This is a genomic window from Tessaracoccus flavescens (genome assembly GCF_001998865.1).
Classification (GTDB): Bacteria; Actinomycetota; Actinomycetes; order Propionibacteriales; family Propionibacteriaceae; genus Arachnia; species Arachnia flavescens.
Genome location: NZ_CP019607.1, coordinates 709,836 through 733,025 on the forward strand (window position 1 = coordinate 709,836; position 23,190 = coordinate 733,025).

The window sequence follows — 23,190 nt, forward strand, 5'->3', positions numbered from 1 at the left end:
CCTGATGACTGATCCACAGCTGACCCTGCGCCTGGTGCGACTCTCCGACGCGGCCGCCACGCTGGATGCCTTCGGGTCCGACCCGTCGATGTCCCGCCAGGGCACGGTGACGTCGCTGGCTGAGGCAGAGGCCTACCTGTCGGGGCTGATCGACGACGAGCGCCAGCACCCGTTCGCCATCTGCGACGGGGACCGCCTCGTCGGGCTGGTGTGCGTGACGCTCGACGCGGTCAACCGGGTGGGCTGGTTCTGGTACTGGACCAACGCGTCCCACCGCGGCCGCGGCTGGGCCTCGACGTGCGCGACGGCGGTCGCCACCTGGGCGCTGTCGGCAGGCGGCTGCGAGCGCCTCGAACTCGGTCACCGGGCCGACAACCCGCTGTCCGGTAACGTCGCGGGACGGGCCGGATTCGTCCGCGAAGGCCGGGAGCGGGGCAAGTTCCTGATCGACGGTCAGCGGGTCGACGTGCTGACCTACGGCCGCCTGGCAACCGATCCCTGGCCCGCCGCGACACTGGAGGTCTCCTGGTGAGGCGCATCGGCACGCACAACGTCAACGGCATCCGGGCCGCGCTGCGGCGCGGCTTCGCCCCCTGGTGGGCGCAGACGAACGCCGACGTCATCGCCCTGCAGGAGGTCCGTTGCCGGGCCGACGACCTGCCGCTGGAGGCCTTCGCCGGCTACCACGCGACGCTGGACACCGGCACACTGGCCGGCCGCAACGGCGTGGCGGTCCTGACCCGCCAGATCCCGAGCGCGGTGAGGACGCTCGGCGGGACCGTGACGACCATCGACCCGCACGGTGCTCAGGAACACACCGAGGTCGACCGCCTCGTGAGCCGCGACCTCGCGCCGTTCGCGAGAGAGGGCCGCTACGTCGAGGTCGATCTGTCCGACACCCCGCTGACCGTCGCGTCGCTGTACCTCCCGAAGGGGGCCGCCTGGCCCTACGAGGACAACTCGCAGGAGAAGTACGACCGCAAGATGCGCTTCATGCGAGGGCTGGCCCGGCTTCTGACCGTCTCCCGCCGACGCTCGGCCGCCGAGGGCCGCGAGTTCCTCGTGATGGGCGACTTCAACGTCGCCCACACGAAGCAGGACCTGCGCAACTGGCGCACCAACCAGAAGTCCGAGGGCTTCCTGCCCGAGGAGCGCGGCTGGTTCGGCTCCATCACGGGCCCCCGCACCCTTGTCGACGTGGTCCGCGCGCTCCACCCCGACGCCGACGGGCCGTACTCATGGTGGTCATGGCGCGGGCAGGCCTTCGCCAACGACGCGGGCTGGCGGATCGACTACCATCTGGCCTCCCCCTCGCTGGCCAGGTCGGCGACGCACGCGTTCTCCGGGCGCGAGGCCAGCTACGAGGAACGGATCTCGGACCACTGCCCCGTCGTCGTGGACTACGGCGTCGGCGACTGATCCTTCTCGCGCGGCCGGGGACCGTCCCCGCCGGCGTCCATCGGCTGGCTCAGCTCGTGCGTGTGCATGGTCCAGTAGGCGGCGCCGAACAGGATCAGCACCATCATCCACGCCCCGTTGCGGATGCCGAAGTTCATCGCGTTGAATCCCAGGAGGACGACGGTCGCGACGATGGCTCCCCGCAGCGCGCGGGTCGACGGCTTCGTCATCGGTAGCAGGACGGCGCCCCACAGCAGGTACCAGGAGTGCAGCGCCGGCACGCACAGCGCGAACCAGATGAACGAGTAGCTCAGGAAGTGCAGCGGCCGCCGGCCGAGGTGCCGATAGGCGAAGTACACGATGCCGAGCATCGACATCACCGAGCCGATGCCTTTGAGCGCCACGACGGCGGCGCGGCCCGTCGGGTCGCCGGTGATCCAGTTGACGGGGAACTGGATGAGGTAGCCGACGACCGTGAACGGGGAGACCGTGTCGACCATGCCGGGCACGTTGATGGCGTTGATCCACCCGAATCCGAGCCCCGAAACCACCGAGATCGCGGCGAACACAGCCACCGCGACCGCCAGCGACGACAGGGCCCGCAGCGCGGCCCACGCGACGGCGCGGGGCCGCCAGGACGTCCAGGGAGCGACGAGGAACGGCAACGCGACGGCGACCAGGAAGGCCGGCTGCTTGATCGACGCGGCGACGCCGACCAGGATCGCGCCCAGCCACCAGCGTCGCATCTTCATCGTGACGAGAATGCCCGCCAGCATCAGCCCGGTCATCTGCGCGTCGTTGTGCGCACCGCCGATGAAGTCGATGACGAGGATGGGGTTGAGAACGGCGAACCAGCTCGCCGCCGCGGGGTCGACGCCGACGCGCTTGGCGATCCGCGGTACCGTGACGCCGATCAGAATGACCCCGATCAGCGCCGGCACACGCATCAGGACGGCAGACAGGTAGGGGTCGAAGCCGGCGAGGATCACGATGCCGTGGCTCATCCACAGCGCGAGCGGGCCGTAGGGGGCGGTCGTCTCGCGCCACACCCAGGCGACCTGGTCCGCGAAGTAGCCGGGCAGGATGCCGGGCCCTACCTGGTAGGGGTTCAGCCCGTTGTGGATCAGCCAGCCGTGGGCGGCATACGAGTAGGCGTCGTGCGAGAAGATCGGCGGCCCGACCAGCATCGGAGCCGAGATGATGGCCAGCACCGCCCAGTGGCGCAGCTGCGGCGCGCCAGCTGCCCGCCGCCGCGCGGGGCGCAGCCGGAACCATGACTCCAGCAGCAGCGACAGGCCGACGAGCGTCGCGATCGTGCCGACCCACTTGGTGGTGGCGCCGTCGATGCCGAGGTCGCGCAGCACATCCCAGATGGGCGAGGCCTGCGGCAGGTACGCGGGGCTCAGCGATCCGAGCAGGATGCCGAGGCTGCCAAGGAAACCGACCCACACCGCGCGGGTCGAGGCGGCCAGCCTCAGGTCCTCCCACGCTCGGGTCACGAGGCTACGCACCGCCTCCGCCGAGCTGCTCCCTGCCGTGGGCAAGTTCGGCGAGCGAGGACGCGGGGGCGACGTGGGCGCCCGCCCACTCCAGTGCGTCAGTGGGGCACTGCTCGATACAGACGCCGCAGTACATGCACAGCGCCCAGTCGATCGTGAACGTGTCGAGGACGTTGTGCGTGCGCGGCCGCGCCCCCGGTGCGGGCACCATCTGCTCCATGTGCGAGGTGAGCGTGATGCACCAGGTCGGGCACTCACGCGCGCAGATCATGCAGGACGTGCAGGCGTCCTCGATCAGGGCGATGGAACCGTGGATCATCGCTGCCTCCTCACCCGTGCGCCGGTCGCCGAGAGGGCGACATCGGCCGGGCTCGAGTCGGGATCAGCCAGGACGGCCGGGTCGGGAACGCCGGGTGGTACCAGCTTGCGTCGGCTGGGCGAGGCACCGGACTCCCCCGGTTCGAGCGCCCCGGGCCAGGCGGTCTCGAGTCGACCGGTGAGCAGGACGTCCTTGCGCAGCGGCGCCCCTCCGCCGTGGTGGATCAGGGGCCGGTTGTCTCCGCCGTCGAACTCGACGCCGAAGAAGTCGTGCACCTGCCGTTGCAGGAAGGCGGCCCCCGGGAACAGGTCGGCCAGGTCGGCGACGTGGGGGTCGTCGCGTTCGGCGAGGGTGTCGATGGTGCGCTCTCCGCCGGTCTTCGGGTCGAGCAGGCGCAGCAGCACCCGGATGTGGTCGCTGCGGCCGACCTCGTCGACCGCCGTCAGGTTGAGTAGGAAGGTGTACCCCCCGGCGAGAGCTGCCTCGGCCTCCGCACGCCAGCTCATGCCGCGGCCTCCACGCGCTGCGCGTCGAGGTAGTCGTCGAGCGCCCCCGGCGGCGGCGGACAGCCCGCGATGAAGTGGTCGACCTTGACGAGTTCCTCGGAGCCGCGCACCACCGCGTAGGAGTCCCAGTACGGGCCGCCGACGCAGGCGCAGGCCCCGAAGGCGACCACCTTCGCCCGCTGGGGCGCCTCCTCGAGGACGAGCCGGATCGATGGGAGCATCGGGACGGTGATCGTCCCGGACAGGGTGACCACCACCCGCGCAGAGGGAGGGATCTCGGCGATCGGGAGGCAACCACGTTCCCCGGCCGCCGTCTGGGTCTCGAGGGCGCAGCAGGCCAGCGGCACGTCGATGACGAAAACAGAACCGTCACCGAACCAATCGCGCGCTGCAACCATGCGGGGCAGTCTACGCGTCCAGCGGCGGCTTGGCCTTCTGCGAGGCCCGTGGTGCGCATAGACTCCGCCTGCAATGACGAAACTGACTAACTGGCTCTCCGAGGCGACCGACCCCCGGCTCATCCAACACTTCGGTGCGAGCACCGTGGCGCGTGGTCAGCAGTATGCGCGGCTCGGCCGGGTCGGCGAGATCCAGACCTCCGGTCCCCTTGCCACCGCAGAGGTGCGCGGCTCGGGGTACCGCACCTACCAGACCTCCGTCATGTGCATGTCGGGCTTCTCGACCCTCGTCGCAACCTGTTCATGCCCGATGCGCGCCGACTGCAAGCACGCAGTCGCGCTGATCCTGACGCTCCAGAAGCCGCAGACGCACCGCACCACCTGGCAGCAGATCCTCGCCCCATTCGCGGTGGCCGGCCCCGGCTCGGGGAGGCCGCTCGCGCTGCAGGTCAGCGAGGAGGGCGCGACCCTCGTGCTGCGCCCCATGGTCAAGGGCGTGCGCGGCAACTGGATCCGCACCGGGGCGACGTGGGAGGAGCTGCGCCGGAGCGGCGATTTCCTTCCCGCGCATCGCGACTCACTCCTCGCCGTCCTCGAGACCCGCACCGCCTCGGTGGCCAACCGGCCCGACGGATTTCCAATCACCGACGCCCACCCCGCCGTGTGGCCCGCGCTGCTGCGCGCGGTCGACGCCGGGGTCGAACTGGTCGCCGGCCCGTCGGGGTCGGGGCGCGAGCTGCCGACTCCGCACCTGTCGCAGCGTCCCTTCGTCCCGACGCTGAAGGTCTCGCCCGGTGAGGACGGTGCCCTGCTGCTCGACCCGGCGATCGAGACCCCGGACGGCGCGGTGGTGATCCCCGGCAAGTCCTACCTCGGCCGCCCCGCGCACGGCGCCGCGCTCAACGGTGGAGACGACCTCGTCCTCGGCCCCCTCATCCAGCCGCTCGACCAGGCCGCCCAGGCCCTCTTCCAGAACGGCCGGCTCAGCGTTCCCGCGGCGGAGGTGGACGAGTTCGCCAGCCGGTTCCTCCCCCGCCTGCGGTCCCGGGTGGCGCTTGAGGTCGGCGAGGGGGTTGACCTGCCGGAACCCTCGCCGCCCCAACTGGTGTGCCGGGTCGAGTTCCGTGAGGGTTCCGCGTCTCTGCACTGGGGGTTCCGCTACCGGATGGGGCAGCGGAGCCTCGACGTCGGCCTCGCGGCAGGCGGTGACGACCGGATCGCCCGCGACGTCGACTCCGAGCGCGAACTGCAGCGCCTCGTGCCTGCGGGTGCCTGGAAGTCGGGCGCCGAACTGGTGCCAGCGTACCTGACCGGGCGCTCGCTGATCTCCTTCGTCTCCTCCGCCCTGCCGCTGCTGCGCGAGCGCCGCGACGTCGTCGTCGAGCTCAACGCCGAGCCGCCCGCCTACCGTGAGGCGGACGAGGCACCGCAGGTGTCGCTCAGCGTCGAGGACAGCGAGCGCGGAGACTGGTTCGACCTGAGGGTGAGCGTCCGTGTCGGCGAGGAGGTCGTCCCGCTCGCGGACCTGATGGCCGCCCTCACCGCGGGAGACGACCATCTGCTGCTCGACTCCGGCACGTGGTTCCCGCTCGACGCCCCCGAGTTCGCAGAGTTGCGCCAGCTGATCGAGGAGGCGCGCCTCCTCACCGATCACGAGGGAGACGTCTTCCAGCTCCGCCCCGAACATGCCGGACTGTGGGAGGAACTCGTCCGGCTCGGCGTGGTTACCGAGCAGGCGGAGGCCTGGCGCGAGAGCGTCGGCGCGCTGCTCGACCCGTCGCAACTCCCGGACGAGCCCGTCCCGGCGGGGCTCGACGCGACGCTTCGCCCCTACCAGGAGACTGGCTTCCGCTGGGTGCGCTTCCTGTGGCGCACGCGCCTGGGCGGGATCCTCGCCGACGAGATGGGCCTCGGCAAGACCGTCCAGACCCTCGCGGCCGCCCAGGCGGCGTTCGAGGCGGGCGAACTGGACGAGCCGATGCTCGTGGTCGCGCCGACGTCGGTGATCGGCACGTGGGCGGCCGAGGCGGCGCGATTCGTCCCCGACCTGAAGGTCGTCACCGTCACCGCCACCGGCTCGAAGCGGGGCAGCACGCTGAGCGAGGCGATCGACGGCGCGCAGATCGTCGTCACGTCCTACACCCTGCTCCGGCTGGAGGCCGACCAGTACCAGGCCAACAAGTGGTCTGCCGTGCTGCTCGACGAGGCGCAGTTCGTCAAGAACCACGCCTCGAAGGCGTACCACGCCGTGCGCGCGCTCAGGGCGAGGGTGAAGGTGGCCCTGACCGGCACGCCGCTGGAGAACAACGTGATGGATCTCTGGTCGCTGCTGTCGATCACCTCGCCAGGGCTCTTCCCCAATCCCAAGCGCTTCACCACCGAGTACCGCCGCCCCATCGAGAACGGCGACGCGCAGACCCTCGCCAGGCTGCGGCGACGGATCCGGCCCCTGATCCTGCGGCGCACCAAGTCCGCGGTCGCGACCGAGTTGCCGGAGAAGCAGGAGCAGCTGGTCCCGGTCGAGCTGTCCCCCGGCCATCGTCGGCTGTACGAGCGGCACCTCGCCCGCGAGCGGCAGAAGGTGCTCGGCCTGGTCGGCGACCTGCAGCGCAACCGGATCACGATCCTGCGTTCGCTGACGCTGCTGCGCCAGCTCAGCCTCTCCCCCGCGTTGATCGAGGACGACTATCCCGCGGCCTCGGCGAAGATCGACACCCTCGTCGAACTCCTTGACGAGGTGGTCGCCGAGGGTCACCGGGCGCTGGTGTTCTCCCAGTTCACCGGCTTCCTCTCGCTTGTCAGGGAGCGGTTCGGACGTGAGGGCATCGACTACGAGTACCTCGACGGCCGCACAAGGGACAGGGCGGCCAGGATCGAGGCCTTCCGCGAGGGTGAGGCGCCGGTGTTCCTGATCAGCCTGAAGGCGGGCGGTTTCGGCCTGACTCTGACGGAGGCCGACTACGTGTTCATCCTCGACCCTTGGTGGAACCCGGCCGCCGAGAGCCAGGCCATCGACCGGGCGCACCGGATCGGGCAGGACAAGCCGGTCAACGTCTACCGGCTGGTCGCCTCCGACACGATCGAGGAGAAGGTCGTCGAACTGCAGCAGCGCAAGCGCGACCTCTTCGACTCGGTGGTCGGCACCGGATCCGACACCAACGCCCCGCTCAGCGCGGACGACATCCTCGGCCTGCTCAGCGACTGATCAGCCTCCCCCGGCGTTCACTGATGGAGGAACGGTCAATGCGGCTGAAGATGGCTGGATGCCTAGAATGGGGCGCGACGCCCACGAGACATCCGAGGTATACCGCACGTGCCTGAAACTCAGCCCCTGCAACGAGTCGTCATCCGATTCGCAGGAGATTCCGGCGATGGAATGCAGCTCACCGGTGACCGCTTCACTGCGGAGACCGCGAGCTTCGGCAATGACATCGCGACCCTTCCCAACTTCCCGGCCGAGATCCGCGCGCCACAGGGCACGCTGCCCGGTGTGTCGAGCTTCCAGCTGCACTTCGCCAACTTCGACATCGTGACCCCGGGTGACGTGCCAGACGTGCTGGTCGCGATGAACCCGGCGGCGCTGAAAGCCAACCTGCGCGACCTCCCCCGCGGCGGCACGATCATCGTCGACACCGCGGATTTCACCAAGCGCAACCTGGCGAAGATCGGGTGGGATTCCAACCCCCTCGAGGACGGTACGCTCACCAACTACTCGGTGCACTCGCTCGACCTGACGGGCCTGGCCACCGGGGCCGTCGCCGACTTCGACCTCTCCCGCAAGGACGCCTCGCGCACGAAGAACATGTTCGCGCTCGGCCTGCTCAGCTGGCTGTACTCGCGCCCCACCGAGGGCACCATCGACTTCCTCGCCGAGAAATTCGCCAAGAAACCCGACATCCGCGACGCGAACATCGCGGCATTCAAGGCCGGCTACGCCTACGGCGAGACGACCGAGGCGTTCGAGGTCCAGTACCACGTCGAGCCCGCGCCGATGCCGAAGGGCCGCTACCGCCAGATCTCGGGCAACCTCGCCACCGCCTACGGCCTGATCGTCGGCGCCCACAAGGCGGGCATGCAGCTGTTCCTCGGCTCCTACCCGATCACCCCCGCCTCGGACATCCTGCACGAGCTGTCGAAGCGCAAGGACGTCGGCGTGATGACCTTCCAGGCCGAGGACGAGATCGCCGCCGTCGGCGCCGCCATCGGGGCCTCGTTCGCAGGATCGCTCGGCGTCACCTCGACCTCCGGACCCGGCGTCGCGCTCAAGTCCGAGGCGATCAGCCTCGGCGTGATGACGGAGCTGCCGCTCGTCGTGGTCAACGTGCAGCGCGCAGGGCCCTCCACCGGCATGCCGACCAAGACGGAACAGGCGGACCTGATGCAGGCCATCTGGGGCCGCAACGGCGAGGCGCCCGTCCCTGTGATCGCCGCGAAGTCGTCCACCGACTGCTTCGACACGGCCGTCGAGGCCTGCCGGATCGCGATCAAGTACCGCACGCCGGTGATCATGCTCTCCGACGGCTACCTCGCAAACGGCGCCGAGCCGTGGAAGATCCCCGACCTCGACGCGATCGAGCCCATCGACCCGGGCTTCGCCACCCAGCTGAACGGGGAGGTCGACGGCAAGGAGACCTTCCTGCCCTACCAGCGCGATCCCGAGACCCTCGCCCGCGCCTGGGCCATCCCGGGCACGGAGGGCCTCGAGCACCGCATCGGCGGCATCGAGAAGGCGGCCCTCACCGGCAACGTGTCCTACGACCCGGACAACCACGAGCTGATGGTGCGCACCCGCCACGCCAAGATCAAGGGCATCGTCCGTGACATCCCCGATGTCGAGGTCGACGACCCGAACGGCGACGCGAAGGTGCTGGTGCTCGGCTGGGGGTCCACCTACGGTCCCATCACGGCCGCGACCCGCCGCGTCCGCAACACGGGACGCTCGATCGCCACCGCCCACCTGCGCCACCTCAACCCGATGCCGGGCAACCTCGGCGAGGTCCTGAGCGGCTACGAGTCGGTCATCGTGCCCGAGATGAACCTCGGCCAGCTGTCGACCATGCTGCGGGCCCGCTACCTCGCCCCCGTCACCACCTACTCGCGCGTCCGCGGGCTGCCGATCTCGATCACCGAGCTCGAGAACGACCTGATCGCCGAGATCGACGCGCTGAAGGAGAAGAACTGATGACCGCCACGTCCGGCCTCGCCGGCAAGCCGCTGAGCATCACTCCCCTCACGAAGAAGGACTTCACCTCCGACCAGGAGGTGCGCTGGTGCCCCGGCTGCGGTGACTACGCCGTCCTCGCCACCTTCCAGTCCATGGCGGCCAACCTCGGGATCAAGCGGGAGAACACCGTCATCGTCTCGGGCATCGGCTGCTCGTCGCGTTTCCCGTACTACGTGGACAGCTACGGCATGCACTCGATCCACGGCCGCGCTCCCGCGATCGCGACGGGGGTTGCGCTGAGCCGTCCCGACCTCAACGTGTGGGTCGTGACCGGCGACGGAGATGCGCTGTCGATCGGCGGCAACCACCTGATCCATGCGCTGCGCCGCAACGTGAACATGACGATCCTGCTGTTCAACAACCGGATCTACGGCCTCACGAAGGGCCAGTACTCCCCCACCTCCGAGCTGGGAAAGGTCACCAAGTCGACGCCGTACGGCTCGCTCGACACGCCGTTCAACCCGGTCTCGCTCGCGCTCGGCGCCGAGGCGTCGTTCGTGGCCCGCAGCATCGACTCCGACCGCAAGCACCTGACCGAGGTGCTCACCGCCGCGGCGGAACACCGCGGCACCTCGCTCGTGGAGATCTACCAGAACTGCCCGATCTTCAATGACGACGCCTTCGCGACGCTGAAGGGCCCGGAGGGGACGCTGATCTCGCTCGTCCACGGCGAGCCGATCATCTTCGCAGGCGGCGAGCACTGCGTCGTGCGCACCCCGGACGGTCAGATCAAGGTCGCGAAGACGGCCGAGGTCGACCAGGCGAGCATCGTCGTGCACGACGAGACCCGCGAGGACCCGTCCCAGGCGTTCGCGCTCTCGCGGCTCACGGAGCCGGGACTGCTGCGGCGGGCACCCATCGGGATCTTCCGCCGCGTTCCCCGCCCCGCCTACGACGATCTCGTCCGCGAACAGATCGACACGGTCAGGGCAGATGACCCCGCGGCGGCGCTAGCCTCGGTGATCGCAGGCAACGACACGTGGGAGGCAGACGAGCGATGAGTGACGGGCAGCACGGCTGGCACCCCGCCGCGCCGCGCCCGCCCCAGGTGCCGTCCGACAAGGACCCGGCCCGGCCGGCCGCCGATCAGGGCGACTGGCCGGCCTCGCTTTCCACCCCCGCCCGCCCCATCCCCCAGGCGGCGCCGCCGAACACGCCGAACTTCGACGCCGTCGGCATGCAGTCCGTGCTGACCCGGGCGAGGGATCAGAGCCGCTTCGTCGCCCCGGACATCGAACCCGAGCGTGAGCGTCGGCCGTTCCCGGTCCGGGCGCTGCTTTTCGGCTTCGTCGGCGTCCTCGTGATCGGCGTCGTCGCGGGCATGATCTACGTCAACTTCCTGCGGCCCCACGAGATCGACACCGATGTGCTCGCCAAGTCGACGGCGACCGCGTCGAACCAGGTCGCCGCGCTGACCCCGCAGGAGATCGTCACCGACTACTTCACCGCACTCGCCGAGGGTGACATCGACACCGCGATGGCGATGGGCCCAAAGGGCGGCCAGGGCTCGTCGATCCTCCTCACGCCCGAGGTGTACGCCAGGACGATGCAGAAGTCGGCCATCGCCGACCTCACCGTCGTCACCACCGACCCAGAGGCGACGGAGGTGCAGGTCACCTACACGCTCGGTGGGCGTCCGGTCGAGGCGACCGTCGCCCTGCAGCAGGTCGACTCGGGCCAGTTCCAACTGCGCCGCACGACGATGCCGGTGCGGGTCTTCGTCCCGGGAGGCGAGGACGTTCCGCTCTTCATCAACGGGCAGCAGGTGGAGCACGACCAGATCTACGAGGTGGTTCCCGGGCGCTACGAGCTGACCACCGGCATGCCCTACATCGCCTACCCGGCGACCGACGCGTTCACCATCGACAAGGTCGGCCGTGACCAGGAGCCGCGGCAGATCGACGCTAGCCCGGAGCTGACGGAGCAGGGGCGCCGCGCGTTCATCCAGGCCGCGTCCGAGTCGCTGAACGCGTGCATGGCGGCGAAGACGCTCGCGCCCGCAAACTGCCCGATCGGCCTCACCTCGGACGGCGCCCCGGTCGTGGAGTCGAGCATCGAGCGCACCCTCGACGGCGATCCGTTCGCCGACGCGCGCCCAAGGCTGAGCCTGCAGAAGCTGACCCAGGCCGAGAGCCCCCTGACATTCCAGTACACCTACTCCTGGGACTTCGTGGGCGGCAGCAGGCAGCGGCCGCGGCAGGCGACCGAGACTGTGTGGGTGCGGGCCAACGTCCTCGGCGATGCGCCCCTGACCGTCACCTGGCACAGATGAGGCGGGCGCTAGGCTGGCCCGCATGACCGACGCCATCGCCCACGCCAACGCAGATCCCTCCGTCCGCCCCCAGGACGACCTCTTCCGCCACGTCAACGGCACCTGGCTCGCGACCGCGAAGATCGACCCAGACAAGTCCTCCGCGGGCGGGTTCATGGATCTGCGCGATGCCGCCGAGCAGGACGTGCTCGACATCATCGAGTCGCTGCCCGCCTCGGCGCCAGACACCGACGAGGGCAGGATCGGCGCGCTCTACCGCTCCTTCATGGACGAGGACCGGATCGAGGCGCTCGGCGCCACCCCGCTGCACCCGGTGTTCAATGCGATCGCCGCCATCGACTCGCCCTCAGCGCTCGCCCGTCACCTCGGCTGGTCGCTGCGCCACGGACTCAGCCCGCTTGTCGCCCTCTACGAGGAGTCGGACCCGGGCGATCCGGAGCGCTACGCGGCGTTCACCTCGCAGGCCGGCCTCGGCCTGCCGGACGAGACGTACTACCGCCTCGACGAGCACGCCGAGATCCGGGAGCAGTACCTTGCCCACCTCAGGCGGGCCTTCGAGCTGGCCGGATTCTTCGATGCCGAGGAGCAGGCTCAGGCTGTGCTCGCGCTGGAGACCCAGATCGCGGCACACCACTGGGACCGCGTCCGGCTGCGCGACCTGCGCGCCATGTACAACCCCACCTCGCTCGCCGACCTCAAGGCGGCCAGCCCGGACTTCGACTGGGACGCCTACCTGGAGGGCGCCGAGATCCCGGCCGACATCCTGGGCGACCTGATCGTCGCCCAGCCGTCGTTCATCGAGGGGGTGGCACCGCTGCTCGCCTCCGCACCGCTCGACACCTGGCGCTCCTGGGCGCGGTGGAAGGCGATCTCAGGGCTCTCCGGCTACCTGTCGAGCGACTTCGTTGACGCCCGCTTCGACTTCTACGAGCAGATCCTCTCCGGCAACGAGGAGCAGCGTCCCCGGTGGAAGCGCGGGGTCGCCCTCGTCGAGGGCGTACTCGGCGAGGCCGTCGGGCGCCTCTACGTCGCCGAGCACTTCCAGCCGGAGAAGAAGGCCGCCATGGACGAGCTGGTCGGCAACCTGCTCGCCGCCTACCGGGTCTCCATCGAGAAGCTCGACTGGATGACCGACGAGACGCGGGCCGAGGCGCTGCACAAGCTGGAGAAGTTCACGCCGAAGATCGGCTACCCGGTCAAATGGCGCGACTACTCGGCGCTCACGCTCAGCGAGGACGACCTGATCGCCAACGTACTCGCGGCCAACTCGTTCGAGCTCGACTACACCATCGGACGGATCGGCAAGGGTGTCGACAAGGACGAGTGGCAGATGTTCCCGCAGACGGTCAACGCCTACTACCACCCGCTGCGCAACGAGATCGTCTTCCCTGCCGCGATCCTGCAGCCGCCGTTCTTCAACGCCGACGCCGACGACGCCGTCAACTACGCGGCAATCGGCGCCGTGATCGGACACGAGGTCGGCCACGGCTTCGACGACAAGGGATCCACCTGGGACGGAGACGGCAGGCTGCGCGACTGGTGGCAGCCCGCCGACCGCGAGGCCTTCGAGGCCCTTGCCGAGAAGCTGGTCACCCAGTACGACGGTCTCGTCCCGGAGGGCGTCGACTCGGGAAGCGTCAACGGGAAGCTCACCGTCGGCGAGAACATCGGCGACCTCGGCGGGCTCGACATCGCCTACGAGGCCTGGCTGCTCGCGGGCGGAGATCCCGACGGCGAGCCGATCGACGGCCTCACCCCGGCGCAGCGGTTCTTCGTCGGCTGGGCCCAGGCCTGGCGCGGGAAGCGCAGGCCGGAGGCCATGAAGGTGCTGCTCGCCACCGACCCGCACTCGCCGAACGAGTTCCGGTGCAACCAGATCGTGCGCAACATCGAGCCGTTCTACACGGCGTTCGGCGTCTCCGAGGGCGACGCCCTGTGGCTCGCCCCTGACGAGCGCGTCGCGATCTGGTGACTCAGCCACCGATCGTGGAGGCGATCAGGCCGGTCACCACGACAGAGGTGATCGTCACCGTCGAGAAGCCGTCGATGATCATCTTCGGCATGATCGCCTCCTCGATCGCGGTGGTCTCCTCGGGTTCCTCCGGCGACCCACAGGAACACGCCGATGCCGATCACCACGGCGACGCCGACCAGGAAGGTGCGCCACTGTCTGGCGACGTCGGCGAGGCTGATGATGGTGCCCAGATGGACGATGATGAAGCCGACGGCCACGCCGCCGAGCGCAAGCAGCGACGAGCTGGCCAGCAGGTCCGCGGGGAAGATCCCCGTGAGGAAACCTGTGAAGAAGGTCACCGACGCCACGAACAGCGAAGAGAGCTTGGAGTCGGTCTTCTGCGCCACGAGGTCGCTGACGGTCCAGACCGCCATCACCACGGCGAACGCGCGCGCAGAGTTCATGGCCGCCCCTTCATCGGCTCAACCGCTAGGCGTTGGCCCAAGCGTTGTCGAGTGAGGATGGGGCGGCAGTCGATGATGCAAGCAGGTGCCCGGCGGCATCACCCGCCCGGGGTGGGGTCAGTTGGTGCGCTCCACCAGGTCGGAGCAGACCTGCAGCAGCGCCTGCTTCGCCTCGCCGTCCGGGAGGCCCGCGAGGTGGGCCCGCGCCACGTCTGCGCGACGCTCGACCTCGGCCTTCGCCCGCCCCATCACGGGGTGGGCGCGCAGGGCTGCGAGGGTCTGGGCGAGGGCCTCGTCGGAGGACAGGTCGCCGTCGATCATGGCGAGCAGCCCCGCGTCGGCCGGATCCGCCTCTGCGCGGAGCATCAGCACTGGAAGGGTCGGCACCGCCTCGCGCAGGTCGGTGCCGGGGGTCTTTCCCGTGGTGTCGGAGGTGATGTCGATCAGGTCGTCGGAGAGCTGGAAGACCAGCCCGACCTCCTCACCGAAGGCGGCGAGGGCGTCGAGGGTTGCCGCATCTGCCCCGGAGACCATGCCGCCGAAGCGGGCGGAGGCCGCGATCAGGGAGCCGGTCTTGTCCGCGATCACCTGGAGGTAGTGCGTGAGCGGGTCCTCGTCCTCGTCGGGGCCCTTTGTCTCCGCGATCTGGCCCTGGACCAGTCGAGAGAAGGTCTCCGCCTGCAGCATCACGTACTCGACCCCGAGCTCGGCGACCGTCGTCGAGGCGCGCGCGAACAGGAAGTCACCGACGAGGATCGCGACGGAGTTGCCCCACAGCCGGTTTGCCGAGGGCGCCCCGCGGCGCAGGTCCGCTACGTCCATGACGTCGTCGTGGTAGAGGCTCGCGACGTGGGTGAGTTCCATCACCATGGCGGCGCGCATCAGGTCAGCCTCGGAGACCTCGCCGCCGAACCGGGCGGCGAGGAAAACCAGCAGCGGCCGGAACCGCTTTCCGCCTGCCGCGATGATGTGGCGGGCGGCCTCCGTGACGAACGGAGAGTTGGCGACGGCCGAGTCGACCAGCCGCTCCTCGAACGTGTCGAGGAGGGCGGTCAACTGATCCTCAAGCGGGGCCTGAGCCACGAGTCATCTCCTCGTCAGGTCAGCGGATGAACTGGGCGGCGTCGGCGAGCAGCTCAAGCACGCCGCCCGGCACGAGGCCGAGGACCAGCGTAGCCACCGCGGTGACAATGAGCACAACCCAGGTCCACAGCGACGGGGTCTCGACCTCGCCGACGGTGGCCTCGTCCGCATCCTGGAACCACATGGCCACGACGACCTTGAGGTAGAAGAAGGCGGCGATGGCGCTCGTCAGGAGCGCGACGAGCACGAGCCAGCCGTAGCCTCCGACCCAGGCGGCACCGAACACGGTCAGCTTGCCGACGAAACCGGCCGTCGGCGGGATGCCCGCGAAGCTCAGCATGAACAGCGTCATCAGCACGGCGATGCCGGGGTTGCGGCGACCGAGGCCCTTCCATGCCTCGAGGCTGTTGGCCTCGCCGCCGGAGCGGCGCACCATCGTGACGATGGCGAAGGCGCCGAGCGTCGCGATGCCGTAGGTCAGCAGGTAGAACGCGACAGCGCTGACCGAGGAGACGCTGACGCCCTCTCCCCCGGCCACCGCGCCGACCACGCCGACCAGGATGAAGCCGGCATGTGCGATCGAGGAGTAGGCGAGCAGGCGCTTGATGTCGTTCTGGGCGAGCGCGACGGTCGAGCCGAGCAGCATCGTGACGATGGCCACGATGGTGAGCAGCAACTGCCAGTCCCACTGTGCCCCGCCGAGACCGACGTAGAACACGCGCAGCAGGCCCGCGACGGCTGCGGTCTTGGTGGCGACCGCCATGAAGGCCGTCACGGGGCTCGGGGCGCCCATGTAGACGTCGGGGGTCCAGGCGTGGAACGGGACCGCGCCGATCTTGAACAGGACACCGACGGAGACGAGCAGCAGTCCGCCGAGCAGGAGCCACTGGCTCCCGGTGCCTGCGGTGACCGCCGCATCGACACCCGCGAGCTCGAGGCTGCCGGAGAAGCCGTAGAGCAGGGCGACGCCGTAGAGCATGATCGCCGAGGCGAGCGAGCCGAGCAGGAAGTACTTCAGGGCTGCTTCCTGGCTGAGCAGGCGACGGCGGCGGGCCATGCCGGTCAGCAGGTAGAGCGGCAGCGAGAAGATCTCGACGGCGACGAACAGCACGAGCAGGTTGTTCGCCGAGGCGAACAGCAGCATGCCGAACAGCGCGAACACGAGCAGCGGGAAGACCTCGGTGTGCTCGCGACGCAGACGCTCGGCCTCACGCTCGAGCGGCGAGCCGGGGACGGTCGAGGCGGCCGACGCGAAGGCCGACTGCCCGTTGCCGAGGCCGCGCTCCGCGAACAGCGCGACGCCACCGAGGCCGGCGATCAGCAGCAGCGACCAGAAGACGTAGGTCGGCCCGTCGATCGCGACGAGCCCCTCCGCCGTGAGCGTCGGCTCCTCCGAGAGCCAGTTCGCGATGGTCAGGCCGAGCGCGGCGAGGACGCCGAGCAGGGCGAGCGCCGACTGCGACATGTAGCGGGCGTCGCGGGGCACGACGGCCTCGATCACGATGCCGAGGCAGCCGACGCCGAGGAGCACGACGAGCGGGGACAGGAGCATCCAGTCCACCGTCACGGCTTCAATCTCCAACAGGGTGATCATCGGTTGCCTTCCTGAACCTGCGGGGCCGGGTCGGTCGCGCCGACAAGTGCCATCGTCTCGCGGGCCGCATCATCCGCCACGTTGAGCACGGGGGCCGGGTAGAACCCGAACGCGATCAGGAGGATGAGCAGCGGGGCGACGACCGCCTTCTCGCGCAGCGAGAGATCCGTCGTGATGTGGGTTTCGACCTGCTCCGTGACGGGGCCGGTCATGGTCCTCAGGTACATGCGCAGCACGTAGACCGCGGCGAGCACCGTGCCGAGCGTGATGACCGCGGTGTGGATCGGGTAGCGCTGCCAGGCTCCGGCCATGACGAGGAACTCGGAGACGAAGCTGCCCATGCCGGGTAGCGCGAGCGCCGACAGGCCCGACATCAGCAGGAAGCCGGCGAGGACTGGGGCGACCTTCTGCACGCCACCGAACGCGTCGATGTCGGCCGAGCCACGGCGTCGGATCATGAACCCGACGACGAGGAACAGCGCGGCGGTGGAGAGGCCGTGGTTGAGCATGTAGAAGATCGAGCCGCTGATCGACTGGGTGGTCAGGGCGAAGATGCCGAAGACCATGAAGCCGAAGTGGCTGATCGAGGTGTAGGACACCAGGCGCAGCAGGTCTTTGGCCTGGAGGGCCATGAGCGCGCCGTAGATGACGCTCACGATCGCCCAGATCAGGATCGCCGGGGTCGCCCAGGCCGAGGCCTCGGGGAAGACAAGCAGGCAGATCTTGATCATGCCGAAGGTGCCGATCTTGTCGAGGATGCCGACGAGGAGGGTCGAGGTGCCCGCGGTGGACTGCTCGGCGGCGTCAGGGAGCCAGGTGTGCAGGCCGGCCATCGGCGCCTTCACCGCGAAGGCGAAGAAGAAGCCGACGAACAGCCAGCGTCCGACCGCCGTCCCGAACTCGAGGCCCGCGAGGTCGCTGATCAGGAAGCTCGGGGCGCCCGCACCTGCCGAGACGGCGTAGACGCCTGCCACGGCGAAGAGCATGACGAGGCCGCCGACGAGCGAGTAGATCAGGAACTTCAGGGCCGCCTGCTTCCTGCGCGGGCCGCCGAAGCCGCCGATCAGGAAGTAGGTCGGGATCAGCGTCGCCTCGAAGGCGATGTAGAACAGGAGCACGTCGGAGGCCATGAAGACGAACAGCGCGAAGCCCTGCAGCAGCAGCGCGAGCGCGAAGAAGACGTTGCTCCCCCAGCGCGCGTTCTCGTCCTCGCCCACGTTCCACTCGGCGAGCAGCACCACGGGAACGACGATGACGGTCATCAGCACGAGGATGGCACCCATGCCGTCGAGGTCGAGGGCGTAGTGTGCGCCGACGGCCGGGATCCACTCGAGGTTCTCCGCGAGGGCCGTGCCCTGGGTGTGGAGCACGAAGGCCAGCACGCCGAGGATGGCGGTGGTCAGCGCGAACCCGTAGCCGATCAGGCGTGCCGCGGGGCCCTTGATGAAGAAGATCAGCACAGCGCCGACGATCGGCACGAGGGCCAGGATGGTCAGAAGAGGAATTGCCATTTCTCAGATTCTCCTTAGCCCAGGTGCCCGAGCAGCATGACGGCGGCCAGCACCACGACGCCGACCCCGAGGGTCAGGCCGTAGCTGCGGACGTAGCCGTTCTGGGCCTTGCGAAGCCACTGGCCGAGCCCGGAGGCGACCGTGGCGGATCCCATCGCTGCACCGTCGACGACGCCGTCGTCGAATGCGGCGAGGCCGTTGGCCAGGCCGGTGGTGGGACGGATGACGGCGTAGTCGTTGAACGCGTCGCCGTAGAGGTCGGCGCGGCCCGCGAGGACGAGCGGGTTACGGGTGGCGGGCTGCTCGCGTTCGATGGTCCCGCGGTGCTGGAACCAGCCGATGGCCACACCTGCGGCAACCACCGCGAGGGTGATCCAGCCGATGGTGGTGAAGTGGAGCAGCGACGGGTGCTCCATCGGCTCCTGGCCGGTGACGGGCGCGAGCCAGCTGGTGATCCAGTTGTTCATCAGCAGGCCGGCCACGATGGAGGCGATGGCGAGGATGATCAGCGGGATGGTCATCGCCAGCGGCGATTCGTGCGGGTGCACGTCCTTGCCCCAACGCTTCTCGCCGAAGAAGGTCATCATCATCAGGCGCGTCATGTAGTACGCCGTGATGCCCGAACCGATCAGCGCGAGCACGCCGATCAGGGTGCTGTGCTCGAAGGCTGACTCGATGATGTGGTCCTTCGAGAAGAAGCCGGCGGTGAACGGGAAGCCGATGATGGCGAGGTAGCCCATGGCGAAGGTGAAGAAGGTGATCTTCATCGCCTTCGCAAGGCCGCCGTAGTGGCGCATGTCGACGTCGTCGTTCATGCCGTGCATGACCGAGCCGGCGCCGAGGAACATGTTGGCCTTGAAGAAGCCGTGCGTGATCAGGTGGAAGATCGCGAACGAGGCGCCGATGGGGCCGAGGCCCGCGGCGAGCATCATGTAGCCGATCTGCGACATCGTCGAGCCTGCGAGGACCTTCTTGATGTCGTCCTTCGCGGTACCGATCCAGGCGCCGAACAGCAGCGTGATGGTGCCGATCACGACAACCGCGGTGCGCGCGATGTCGGAGGCGTCGTAGATGGCGTGCGAGCGCACGACGAGGTAGACGCCTGCCGTGACCATTGTGGCTGCGTGGATCAGGGCGGAGACCGGGGTGGGGCCCTCCATCGCATCGAGCAGCCAGGACTGCAGCGGGAACTGCGCCGACTTGCCGCAGGCACCGATCAGCAGGAAGACACCGATCAGGGTCGCCCACAGGGGCGTCAGGTCGGCGGCACCGGCGTTGACGTCCTCGAAGCGGACGGAGCCGAACTGGGCGAGCATCGTGAAGATCGCCATCGAGAGGCCGAGGTCACCGACGCGGTTGACGATGAACGCCTTGTTGCCCGCCTTGGCAGCCGAGGGCTTGTGCGCCCAGAAGCTGATCAGAAGGTATGAGGCGAGGCCGACGCCCTCCCAGCCGAGGAACAGGACGAGGTAGTTGTCCGCGAGGACGAGGATCAGCATCGCCGCGATGAAGAGGTTCAGGTAGGCGAAGAACCGGCGACGGCGGTCGTCGTGGGCCATGTAGCCGATCGAGTAGATGTGGATCAGCGATCCGACGCCGGTGACCAGCAGCACGAACAGGATCGACAGCTGGTCGACCATGAAGCCGAGCTCGATGGACCAGTTGCCTGTGGCGATCCACTCGTAGAGGCCGGTCGTGATCGACCTGGCGTCCTCCGGGGCGCCGAGCAGCTGGAAGAAGAGCACCAGCCCGATGGCGAACGAGGCGATGACGGCAGCGGTGGCCAGGAAGTGGCCCCAGGCATCAGTGACCTTGCCCGCGAGCAGCAGGATCGCTGCACCGGTGAGGGGAATTGCCACGAGCAGCCAGACCAGCAGGCCCGGGCTCGAGAGTGCGGAAACGGATTCGAGGAGTTGCACGCTTGAAAACCCCTTAGAACTTCATCAGGTTGGCGTCGTCGACCGAGGCCGAGCGGCGGGCACGATAGACGGCGACGATGATCGCCAGGCCGACCACAACCTCGGCTGCCGCGACGACCATCACGAAGAAGGCCGCGATGAGCCCCTCGAGGTTGCCGTGGAAGCGGGCGAAGGCGACGAACGCCAGGTTGGTGGCGTTGAGCATCAGCTCGATGCTCATGAACGCGATGATCGCGTTGCGGCGGAGCAGGAAGCCTGCAATGCCGATGGCGAACAGGATCGCCGAGAGAACCAGGTAGCCCTCGGGGTTCATTCGTCGTCTCCTTCAATCTCCGCGAGACGCGCCTCGAGGGCGGCGTAGGCGGCGGCGGTGGGGGCTCGCAGCTCCTCCACGTTGACGATCACGCCGCGCAGGGCAAGCGTCTTACTCACCGACTTCTCCGCGATGCTGCCGTCGGGCAGCAGGGCGGGCGTGGAGATCGCGTTGGCGCGGGCGAAGACGCCCGAGTTGGGCAGCGGGCCCGGGTGTTCGCCGTCCTGGGCGTAGGCGCGCACGCGCTCCGCCAGCTGCTCCGGCTGCGTCAGCTTCTTCTTCAGGCGCTCACCGTGGGCGAGCAGCATGGCGCCGACGGCTGCGGTGATCAGGAGGGCCGCGGTCGCCTCGAAGAGGAAGACGTACTTGGTGAACAGCAGGGCCGCGAGCGACTCGACGTTGCCACCGAACTCGGCGTTTGCCTCCGCCAGGCCTGCGGGGGCCTTGCCCATCGTGAACTGGCCGACGGCGCAGATCAGCAGGATGCCGAGGCCGAGGGCGACGAGCACCGAGGTGACCCGGTGTCCCTTGAGCGTCTCGACGACCGAGTCGGTCGAGTCGACGCCAACGAGCATGACCACGAAGAGGAAGAGCATCAGGATCGCGCCTGTGTAGACGACGATCTGGATGACGAACAGGAACGGGGCGTCCTGGGCGGCGTACAACACGGCGAGCGAGATCATCACGCCTGCCATGGAGACGGCCGCGTGCACCGGCTTGCGGGCAAGCAGCATACCCAGCGCGCAGAGCACTGCGATCGGGGCGCACACCCAGAAGGCCACCACATCGGCGGTGACCAGCGGGATCATGGGGATCATTTGGCCGCTCCTGAGGTCGAGGCGGTGCGGGTGTCGGGAACGCCGGTGGGCGGCAGTCCGAGGAAGTAGGACCGCTCGTCCTCACCGAGGCGGCGGGGATGCGGGGGCTGCTCCATGCCCGGCAGCAGCGGGGCGAGCAGGTCCTGCTTCTCGTAGATCAGCTTGGTGCGCGTGTCGTTGCTGATCTTGAAGTCGTTGGTCATCGTGAGGGCGCGCGTGGGGCACGCCTCGATGCACAGACCGCAGAAGATGCAGCGCAGGTAGTTGATCTGGTAGACGTGACCGAACCGCTCGCCGGGCGAGTAGCGGGCGTCGTCGGTGTTTTCCGCGCCCTCGACGTAGATGGCGTCCGCGGGGCAGGCCCAGGCGCAGAGCTCACAGCCGACGCACTTCTCGAGACCGTCAGGCCAGCGGTTGAGCTGGTGGCGGCCGTGGAAGCGCGGGGCGGTGACCTTCTCCTTGCCCTTCTGCGGGTATCCCTGCGTGAAGGTCTTGCGGAAGATGGTGTTGAAGGTGACGCCGAACCCGGCCCACTGCTCAAAGAAGCCCATCAGGATTCCTTCCCTTCGACGATGACCTCGTCGACGACGACCGGATCGGTCTCCTCTGCTGCGCGGGCGCCCGCGACGACCCCGACGAGCTCGGGTAGCTGCTGCCCCGGCATCGGCGGGACGGGATAGCCGCCCGCGAAGGCGTCGTAGACCTCGTTGGGTGAGCTCGGGATCTCCGGCTCGGTGGACTGTGGACGGTTGGCGCCCCAGATCCAGTAGACGACGATGCCGAGCAGCAGCGCGAGACCGATGGTCGCGTTGCGGAACTCGGTGTTGGCCACGAGCGCGACCACGATGATCCACACGAGCGAGACCTCGATCAGCACCTTCCAGCCCAGGTCCATGAACTGGTCGTAGCGCAGGCGGGGAAGGGTGCCGCGCAGCCAGACGAACACGGAGATCAGGAGCTGGACCTTGAGGATGAACCAGATCGGCCCGAGCCACGGGTTGTTGAGGAAACCGAAGAACGGCACGCTGTCGGCCAGCCAGTTCAGCGGCCAGGGGGTGAGGTAGCCGCCCAGGAACAAGGTGGTGCACACGGCCGAGACGGTGGCCATGTTGATGTACTCGGCCAGGAAGTACAGGGCGTAGCGGAAGCCCGAGTACTCGGTGATGTAGCCGGAGACGAGCTCGGACTCACACTCGGGCAGGTCGAACGGGGCGCGGTTGGTCTCGCCGACCATCGAGATCGCGTAGATCACGAAGGACGGGAAAAGCAGCAGCGCGAACCAGCCGGGGAGGCCGAAGTTGAACGTCATGTCCGTGAACGGGATGCCGAAGGTCAGCGTCTCGCGCTGCGCCTCGACGATCTCGTGGGTCGACATCGAGCCTGCCATCAGGAACACGCCGACCATGGAAAGGCCCATCGAGATCTCATAGGAGATCATCTGGGCGGTCGAGCGGATCGAGCCGAGGAACGAGTAGGTCGAGTTGCCCGCCCAGCCGGCGAGCACGATGCCGTAGATGCCGATTGACGCGGTGGCCAGGATGAACACCGCCGCGACGGGCAGGTCGGTCAGCTGCAGCCGGGTCTCGACGCCGAACATCGTCACCTCGCCGCCGAACGGGATGACGGTCCAGCAGGTGAAGGCCGCGACCGCGGTGAGCACTGGCGCCAGTGAGAAGATGATCTTGTCTGCGTTCTTCGGTCGGAAGTCCTCCTTGACGAGGAGCTTGGCACCGTCGGCGAGTGCCTGTCCGAGGCCGAACGGGCCGTTCATGATCGGGCCGAGGCGGTGCTGCATCTTGCCGACGAGACGACGCTCGTACCAGACGTTGAAGATGGTCCAGACCAGGAGGATGACGAAGAGCGCCACGACCTTGATCAGGATCAGCCACCAGGGGTCCTGGAAGAAGATGTTGTTCAT

Annotated in this window: 20 protein-coding genes; 7 read left to right on the forward strand and 13 right to left on the reverse strand. The window is 68.6% G+C overall.

The annotated features are described in order from the left end of the window. Positions 1 to 4 precede the first annotated feature (4 nt). Positions 5 to 532, forward strand: coding sequence for a GNAT family N-acetyltransferase (locus BW733_RS03460; RefSeq protein WP_077347917.1), 528 nt, complete (start codon positions 5 to 7; stop codon positions 530 to 532). Next, on the forward strand, positions 529 to 1,419 hold the full coding sequence (locus tag BW733_RS03465; protein WP_077347919.1) for an exodeoxyribonuclease III: 891 nt from the start codon (positions 529 to 531) through the stop codon (positions 1,417 to 1,419). Before BW733_RS03460 ends, BW733_RS03465 begins: the two co-directional genes overlap by 4 nt. Here the strand turns inward: BW733_RS03465 and mptB are convergent. From mptB to BW733_RS03485, 4 genes are read right to left on the reverse strand one after another with little or no spacing between them, the layout of a single operon-like run. Then, a complete protein-coding gene (gene mptB, locus BW733_RS03470) occupies positions 1,401 to 2,909 on the reverse strand; it encodes a polyprenol phosphomannose-dependent alpha 1,6 mannosyltransferase MptB (protein WP_077347921.1) in 1,509 nt (502 codons plus the stop codon). The two genes, BW733_RS03465 and mptB, sit on opposite strands and share 19 nt — an antisense overlap. Further along, the gene (locus BW733_RS03475; protein WP_077347923.1) at positions 2,902 to 3,216 is read right to left on the reverse strand and encodes a 4Fe-4S binding protein; all 315 of its coding nucleotides are present in this window, start codon (positions 3,214 to 3,216) and stop codon (positions 2,902 to 2,904) included. Before BW733_RS03475 ends, mptB begins: the two co-directional genes overlap by 8 nt. Continuing rightward, positions 3,213 to 3,722: an NADH-quinone oxidoreductase subunit C gene (locus tag BW733_RS03480; RefSeq protein WP_077347925.1), complete on the reverse strand. Its 510-nt coding sequence runs from the start codon at positions 3,720 to 3,722 to the stop codon at positions 3,213 to 3,215. The genes BW733_RS03475 and BW733_RS03480 overlap by 4 nt, the downstream gene beginning before the upstream one ends. Beyond that, the gene (locus tag BW733_RS03485; protein ID WP_161490118.1) at positions 3,719 to 4,120 is read right to left on the reverse strand and encodes an NADH-quinone oxidoreductase subunit B; all 402 of its coding nucleotides are present in this window, start codon (positions 4,118 to 4,120) and stop codon (positions 3,719 to 3,721) included. Before BW733_RS03485 ends, BW733_RS03480 begins: the two co-directional genes overlap by 4 nt. A 73-nt stretch (positions 4,121 to 4,193) precedes the next feature. Here BW733_RS03485 and BW733_RS03490 point away from each other — a divergent pair, with 73 nt between their 5' ends. The 5 genes from BW733_RS03490 to BW733_RS03510 all read left to right on the forward strand — a co-directional run bounded on the left by BW733_RS03490 (position 4,194) and on the right by BW733_RS03510 (position 13,588). Beyond that, positions 4,194 to 7,325, forward strand: coding sequence for a DEAD/DEAH box helicase (locus tag BW733_RS03490; protein ID WP_077347927.1), 3,132 nt, complete (start codon positions 4,194 to 4,196; stop codon positions 7,323 to 7,325). A gap of 108 nt (positions 7,326 to 7,433) precedes the next feature. After that, entirely contained in the window at positions 7,434 to 9,302 is a 1,869-nt protein-coding gene (locus BW733_RS03495) for a 2-oxoacid:acceptor oxidoreductase subunit alpha (RefSeq protein ID WP_237268284.1), read from the forward strand. Further along, on the forward strand, positions 9,302 to 10,345 hold the full coding sequence (locus tag BW733_RS03500) for a 2-oxoacid:ferredoxin oxidoreductase subunit beta (protein ID WP_077347931.1): 1,044 nt from the start codon (positions 9,302 to 9,304) through the stop codon (positions 10,343 to 10,345). The genes BW733_RS03495 and BW733_RS03500 overlap by 1 nt, the downstream gene beginning before the upstream one ends. Beyond that, positions 10,342 to 11,616, forward strand: a complete 1,275-nt coding sequence (locus BW733_RS03505; protein WP_077347933.1) for a hypothetical protein — start codon at positions 10,342 to 10,344, stop codon at positions 11,614 to 11,616. The genes BW733_RS03500 and BW733_RS03505 overlap by 4 nt, the downstream gene beginning before the upstream one ends. Positions 11,617 to 11,638: 22 nt before the next feature. Continuing rightward, positions 11,639 to 13,588 carry a M13 family metallopeptidase gene (locus BW733_RS03510; protein WP_077347935.1) on the forward strand — a complete coding sequence of 650 codons (1,950 nt, stop codon included), beginning with the start codon at positions 11,639 to 11,641 and terminating at the stop codon, positions 13,586 to 13,588. On the opposite strand, the gene BW733_RS18545 is transcribed toward BW733_RS03510, so the two are convergent. From BW733_RS18545 to nuoH, 9 genes are all read right to left on the reverse strand, one after another. Next, complete coding sequence (locus BW733_RS18545; protein WP_179947138.1) at positions 13,516 to 14,034, reverse strand: hypothetical protein; 519 nt, start codon at positions 14,032 to 14,034, stop codon at positions 13,516 to 13,518. The two genes, BW733_RS03510 and BW733_RS18545, sit on opposite strands and share 73 nt — an antisense overlap. Before the next feature lie 117 nt (positions 14,035 to 14,151). Beyond that, positions 14,152 to 15,117, reverse strand: coding sequence for a polyprenyl synthetase family protein (locus tag BW733_RS03520; RefSeq protein WP_077347937.1), 966 nt, complete (start codon positions 15,115 to 15,117; stop codon positions 14,152 to 14,154). A gap of 19 nt (positions 15,118 to 15,136) precedes the next feature. Further along, positions 15,137 to 16,711, reverse strand: a complete 1,575-nt coding sequence (nuoN, locus tag BW733_RS03525; RefSeq protein ID WP_077347939.1) for an NADH-quinone oxidoreductase subunit NuoN — start codon at positions 16,709 to 16,711, stop codon at positions 15,137 to 15,139. Next, positions 16,708 to 18,222: an NADH-quinone oxidoreductase subunit M gene (locus tag BW733_RS03530; RefSeq protein WP_077347941.1), complete on the reverse strand. Its 1,515-nt coding sequence runs from the start codon at positions 18,220 to 18,222 to the stop codon at positions 16,708 to 16,710. The genes nuoN and BW733_RS03530 overlap by 4 nt, the downstream gene beginning before the upstream one ends. Before the next feature lie 14 nt (positions 18,223 to 18,236). After that, positions 18,237 to 20,141 (reverse strand): NADH-quinone oxidoreductase subunit L, encoded by a 1,905-nt coding sequence (gene nuoL / locus BW733_RS03535; RefSeq protein WP_077347942.1) that lies wholly within the window; start codon positions 20,139 to 20,141, stop codon positions 18,237 to 18,239. Positions 20,142 to 20,154: 13 nt separating this feature from the next. Continuing rightward, positions 20,155 to 20,454 carry an NADH-quinone oxidoreductase subunit NuoK gene (nuoK, locus tag BW733_RS03540; RefSeq protein ID WP_077347944.1) on the reverse strand — a complete coding sequence of 100 codons (300 nt, stop codon included), beginning with the start codon at positions 20,452 to 20,454 and terminating at the stop codon, positions 20,155 to 20,157. Next, the gene (locus BW733_RS03545) at positions 20,451 to 21,272 is read right to left on the reverse strand and encodes an NADH-quinone oxidoreductase subunit J (RefSeq protein ID WP_202970274.1); all 822 of its coding nucleotides are present in this window, start codon (positions 21,270 to 21,272) and stop codon (positions 20,451 to 20,453) included. The genes nuoK and BW733_RS03545 overlap by 4 nt, the downstream gene beginning before the upstream one ends. Next, positions 21,269 to 21,823: an NADH-quinone oxidoreductase subunit NuoI gene (gene nuoI, locus BW733_RS03550; protein ID WP_077347946.1), complete on the reverse strand. Its 555-nt coding sequence runs from the start codon at positions 21,821 to 21,823 to the stop codon at positions 21,269 to 21,271. The genes BW733_RS03545 and nuoI overlap by 4 nt, the downstream gene beginning before the upstream one ends. Beyond that, positions 21,823 to 23,190: an NADH-quinone oxidoreductase subunit NuoH gene (nuoH, locus tag BW733_RS03555; RefSeq protein WP_077347948.1), complete on the reverse strand. Its 1,368-nt coding sequence runs from the start codon at positions 23,188 to 23,190 to the stop codon at positions 21,823 to 21,825. The genes nuoI and nuoH overlap by 1 nt, the downstream gene beginning before the upstream one ends.

What these genes read in the sequence shown, in the direction of transcription:
- BW733_RS03460 (WP_077347917.1), top strand. Translation starts at nt 5, where the DNA reads ATGACTGATCCACAGCTGACCCTGCGCCTGGTGCGACTCTCCGACGCG.
- BW733_RS03475 (WP_077347923.1), bottom strand. Translation starts at nt 3,216, where the DNA reads ATGATCCACGGTTCCATCGCCCTGATCGAGGACGCCTGCACGTCCTGC.
- BW733_RS03480 (WP_077347925.1), bottom strand. Translation starts at nt 3,722, where the DNA reads ATGAGCTGGCGTGCGGAGGCCGAGGCAGCTCTCGCCGGGGGGTACACC.
- BW733_RS03485 (WP_161490118.1), bottom strand. Translation starts at nt 4,120, where the DNA reads ATGGTTGCAGCGCGCGATTGGTTCGGTGACGGTTCTGTTTTCGTCATC.
- BW733_RS03490 (WP_077347927.1), top strand. Translation starts at nt 4,194, where the DNA reads ATGACGAAACTGACTAACTGGCTCTCCGAGGCGACCGACCCCCGGCTC.
- BW733_RS03500 (WP_077347931.1), top strand. Translation starts at nt 9,302, where the DNA reads ATGACCGCCACGTCCGGCCTCGCCGGCAAGCCGCTGAGCATCACTCCC.
- BW733_RS03505 (WP_077347933.1), top strand. Translation starts at nt 10,342, where the DNA reads ATGAGTGACGGGCAGCACGGCTGGCACCCCGCCGCGCCGCGCCCGCCC.
- BW733_RS03510 (WP_077347935.1), top strand. Translation starts at nt 11,639, where the DNA reads ATGACCGACGCCATCGCCCACGCCAACGCAGATCCCTCCGTCCGCCCC.
- BW733_RS18545 (WP_179947138.1), bottom strand. Translation starts at nt 14,034, where the DNA reads ATGAACTCTGCGCGCGCGTTCGCCGTGGTGATGGCGGTCTGGACCGTC.
- nuoN (WP_077347939.1), bottom strand. Translation starts at nt 16,711, where the DNA reads ATGATCACCCTGTTGGAGATTGAAGCCGTGACGGTGGACTGGATGCTC.
- BW733_RS03530 (WP_077347941.1), bottom strand. Translation starts at nt 18,222, where the DNA reads ATGGCAATTCCTCTTCTGACCATCCTGGCCCTCGTGCCGATCGTCGGC.
- nuoK (WP_077347944.1), bottom strand. Translation starts at nt 20,454, where the DNA reads ATGAACCCCGAGGGCTACCTGGTTCTCTCGGCGATCCTGTTCGCCATC.
- BW733_RS03545 (WP_202970274.1), bottom strand. Translation starts at nt 21,272, where the DNA reads ATGATCCCCATGATCCCGCTGGTCACCGCCGATGTGGTGGCCTTCTGG.
- nuoI (WP_077347946.1), bottom strand. Translation starts at nt 21,823, where the DNA reads ATGGGCTTCTTTGAGCAGTGGGCCGGGTTCGGCGTCACCTTCAACACC.
- nuoH (WP_077347948.1), bottom strand. Translation starts at nt 23,190, where the DNA reads ATGAACAACATCTTCTTCCAGGACCCCTGGTGGCTGATCCTGATCAAG.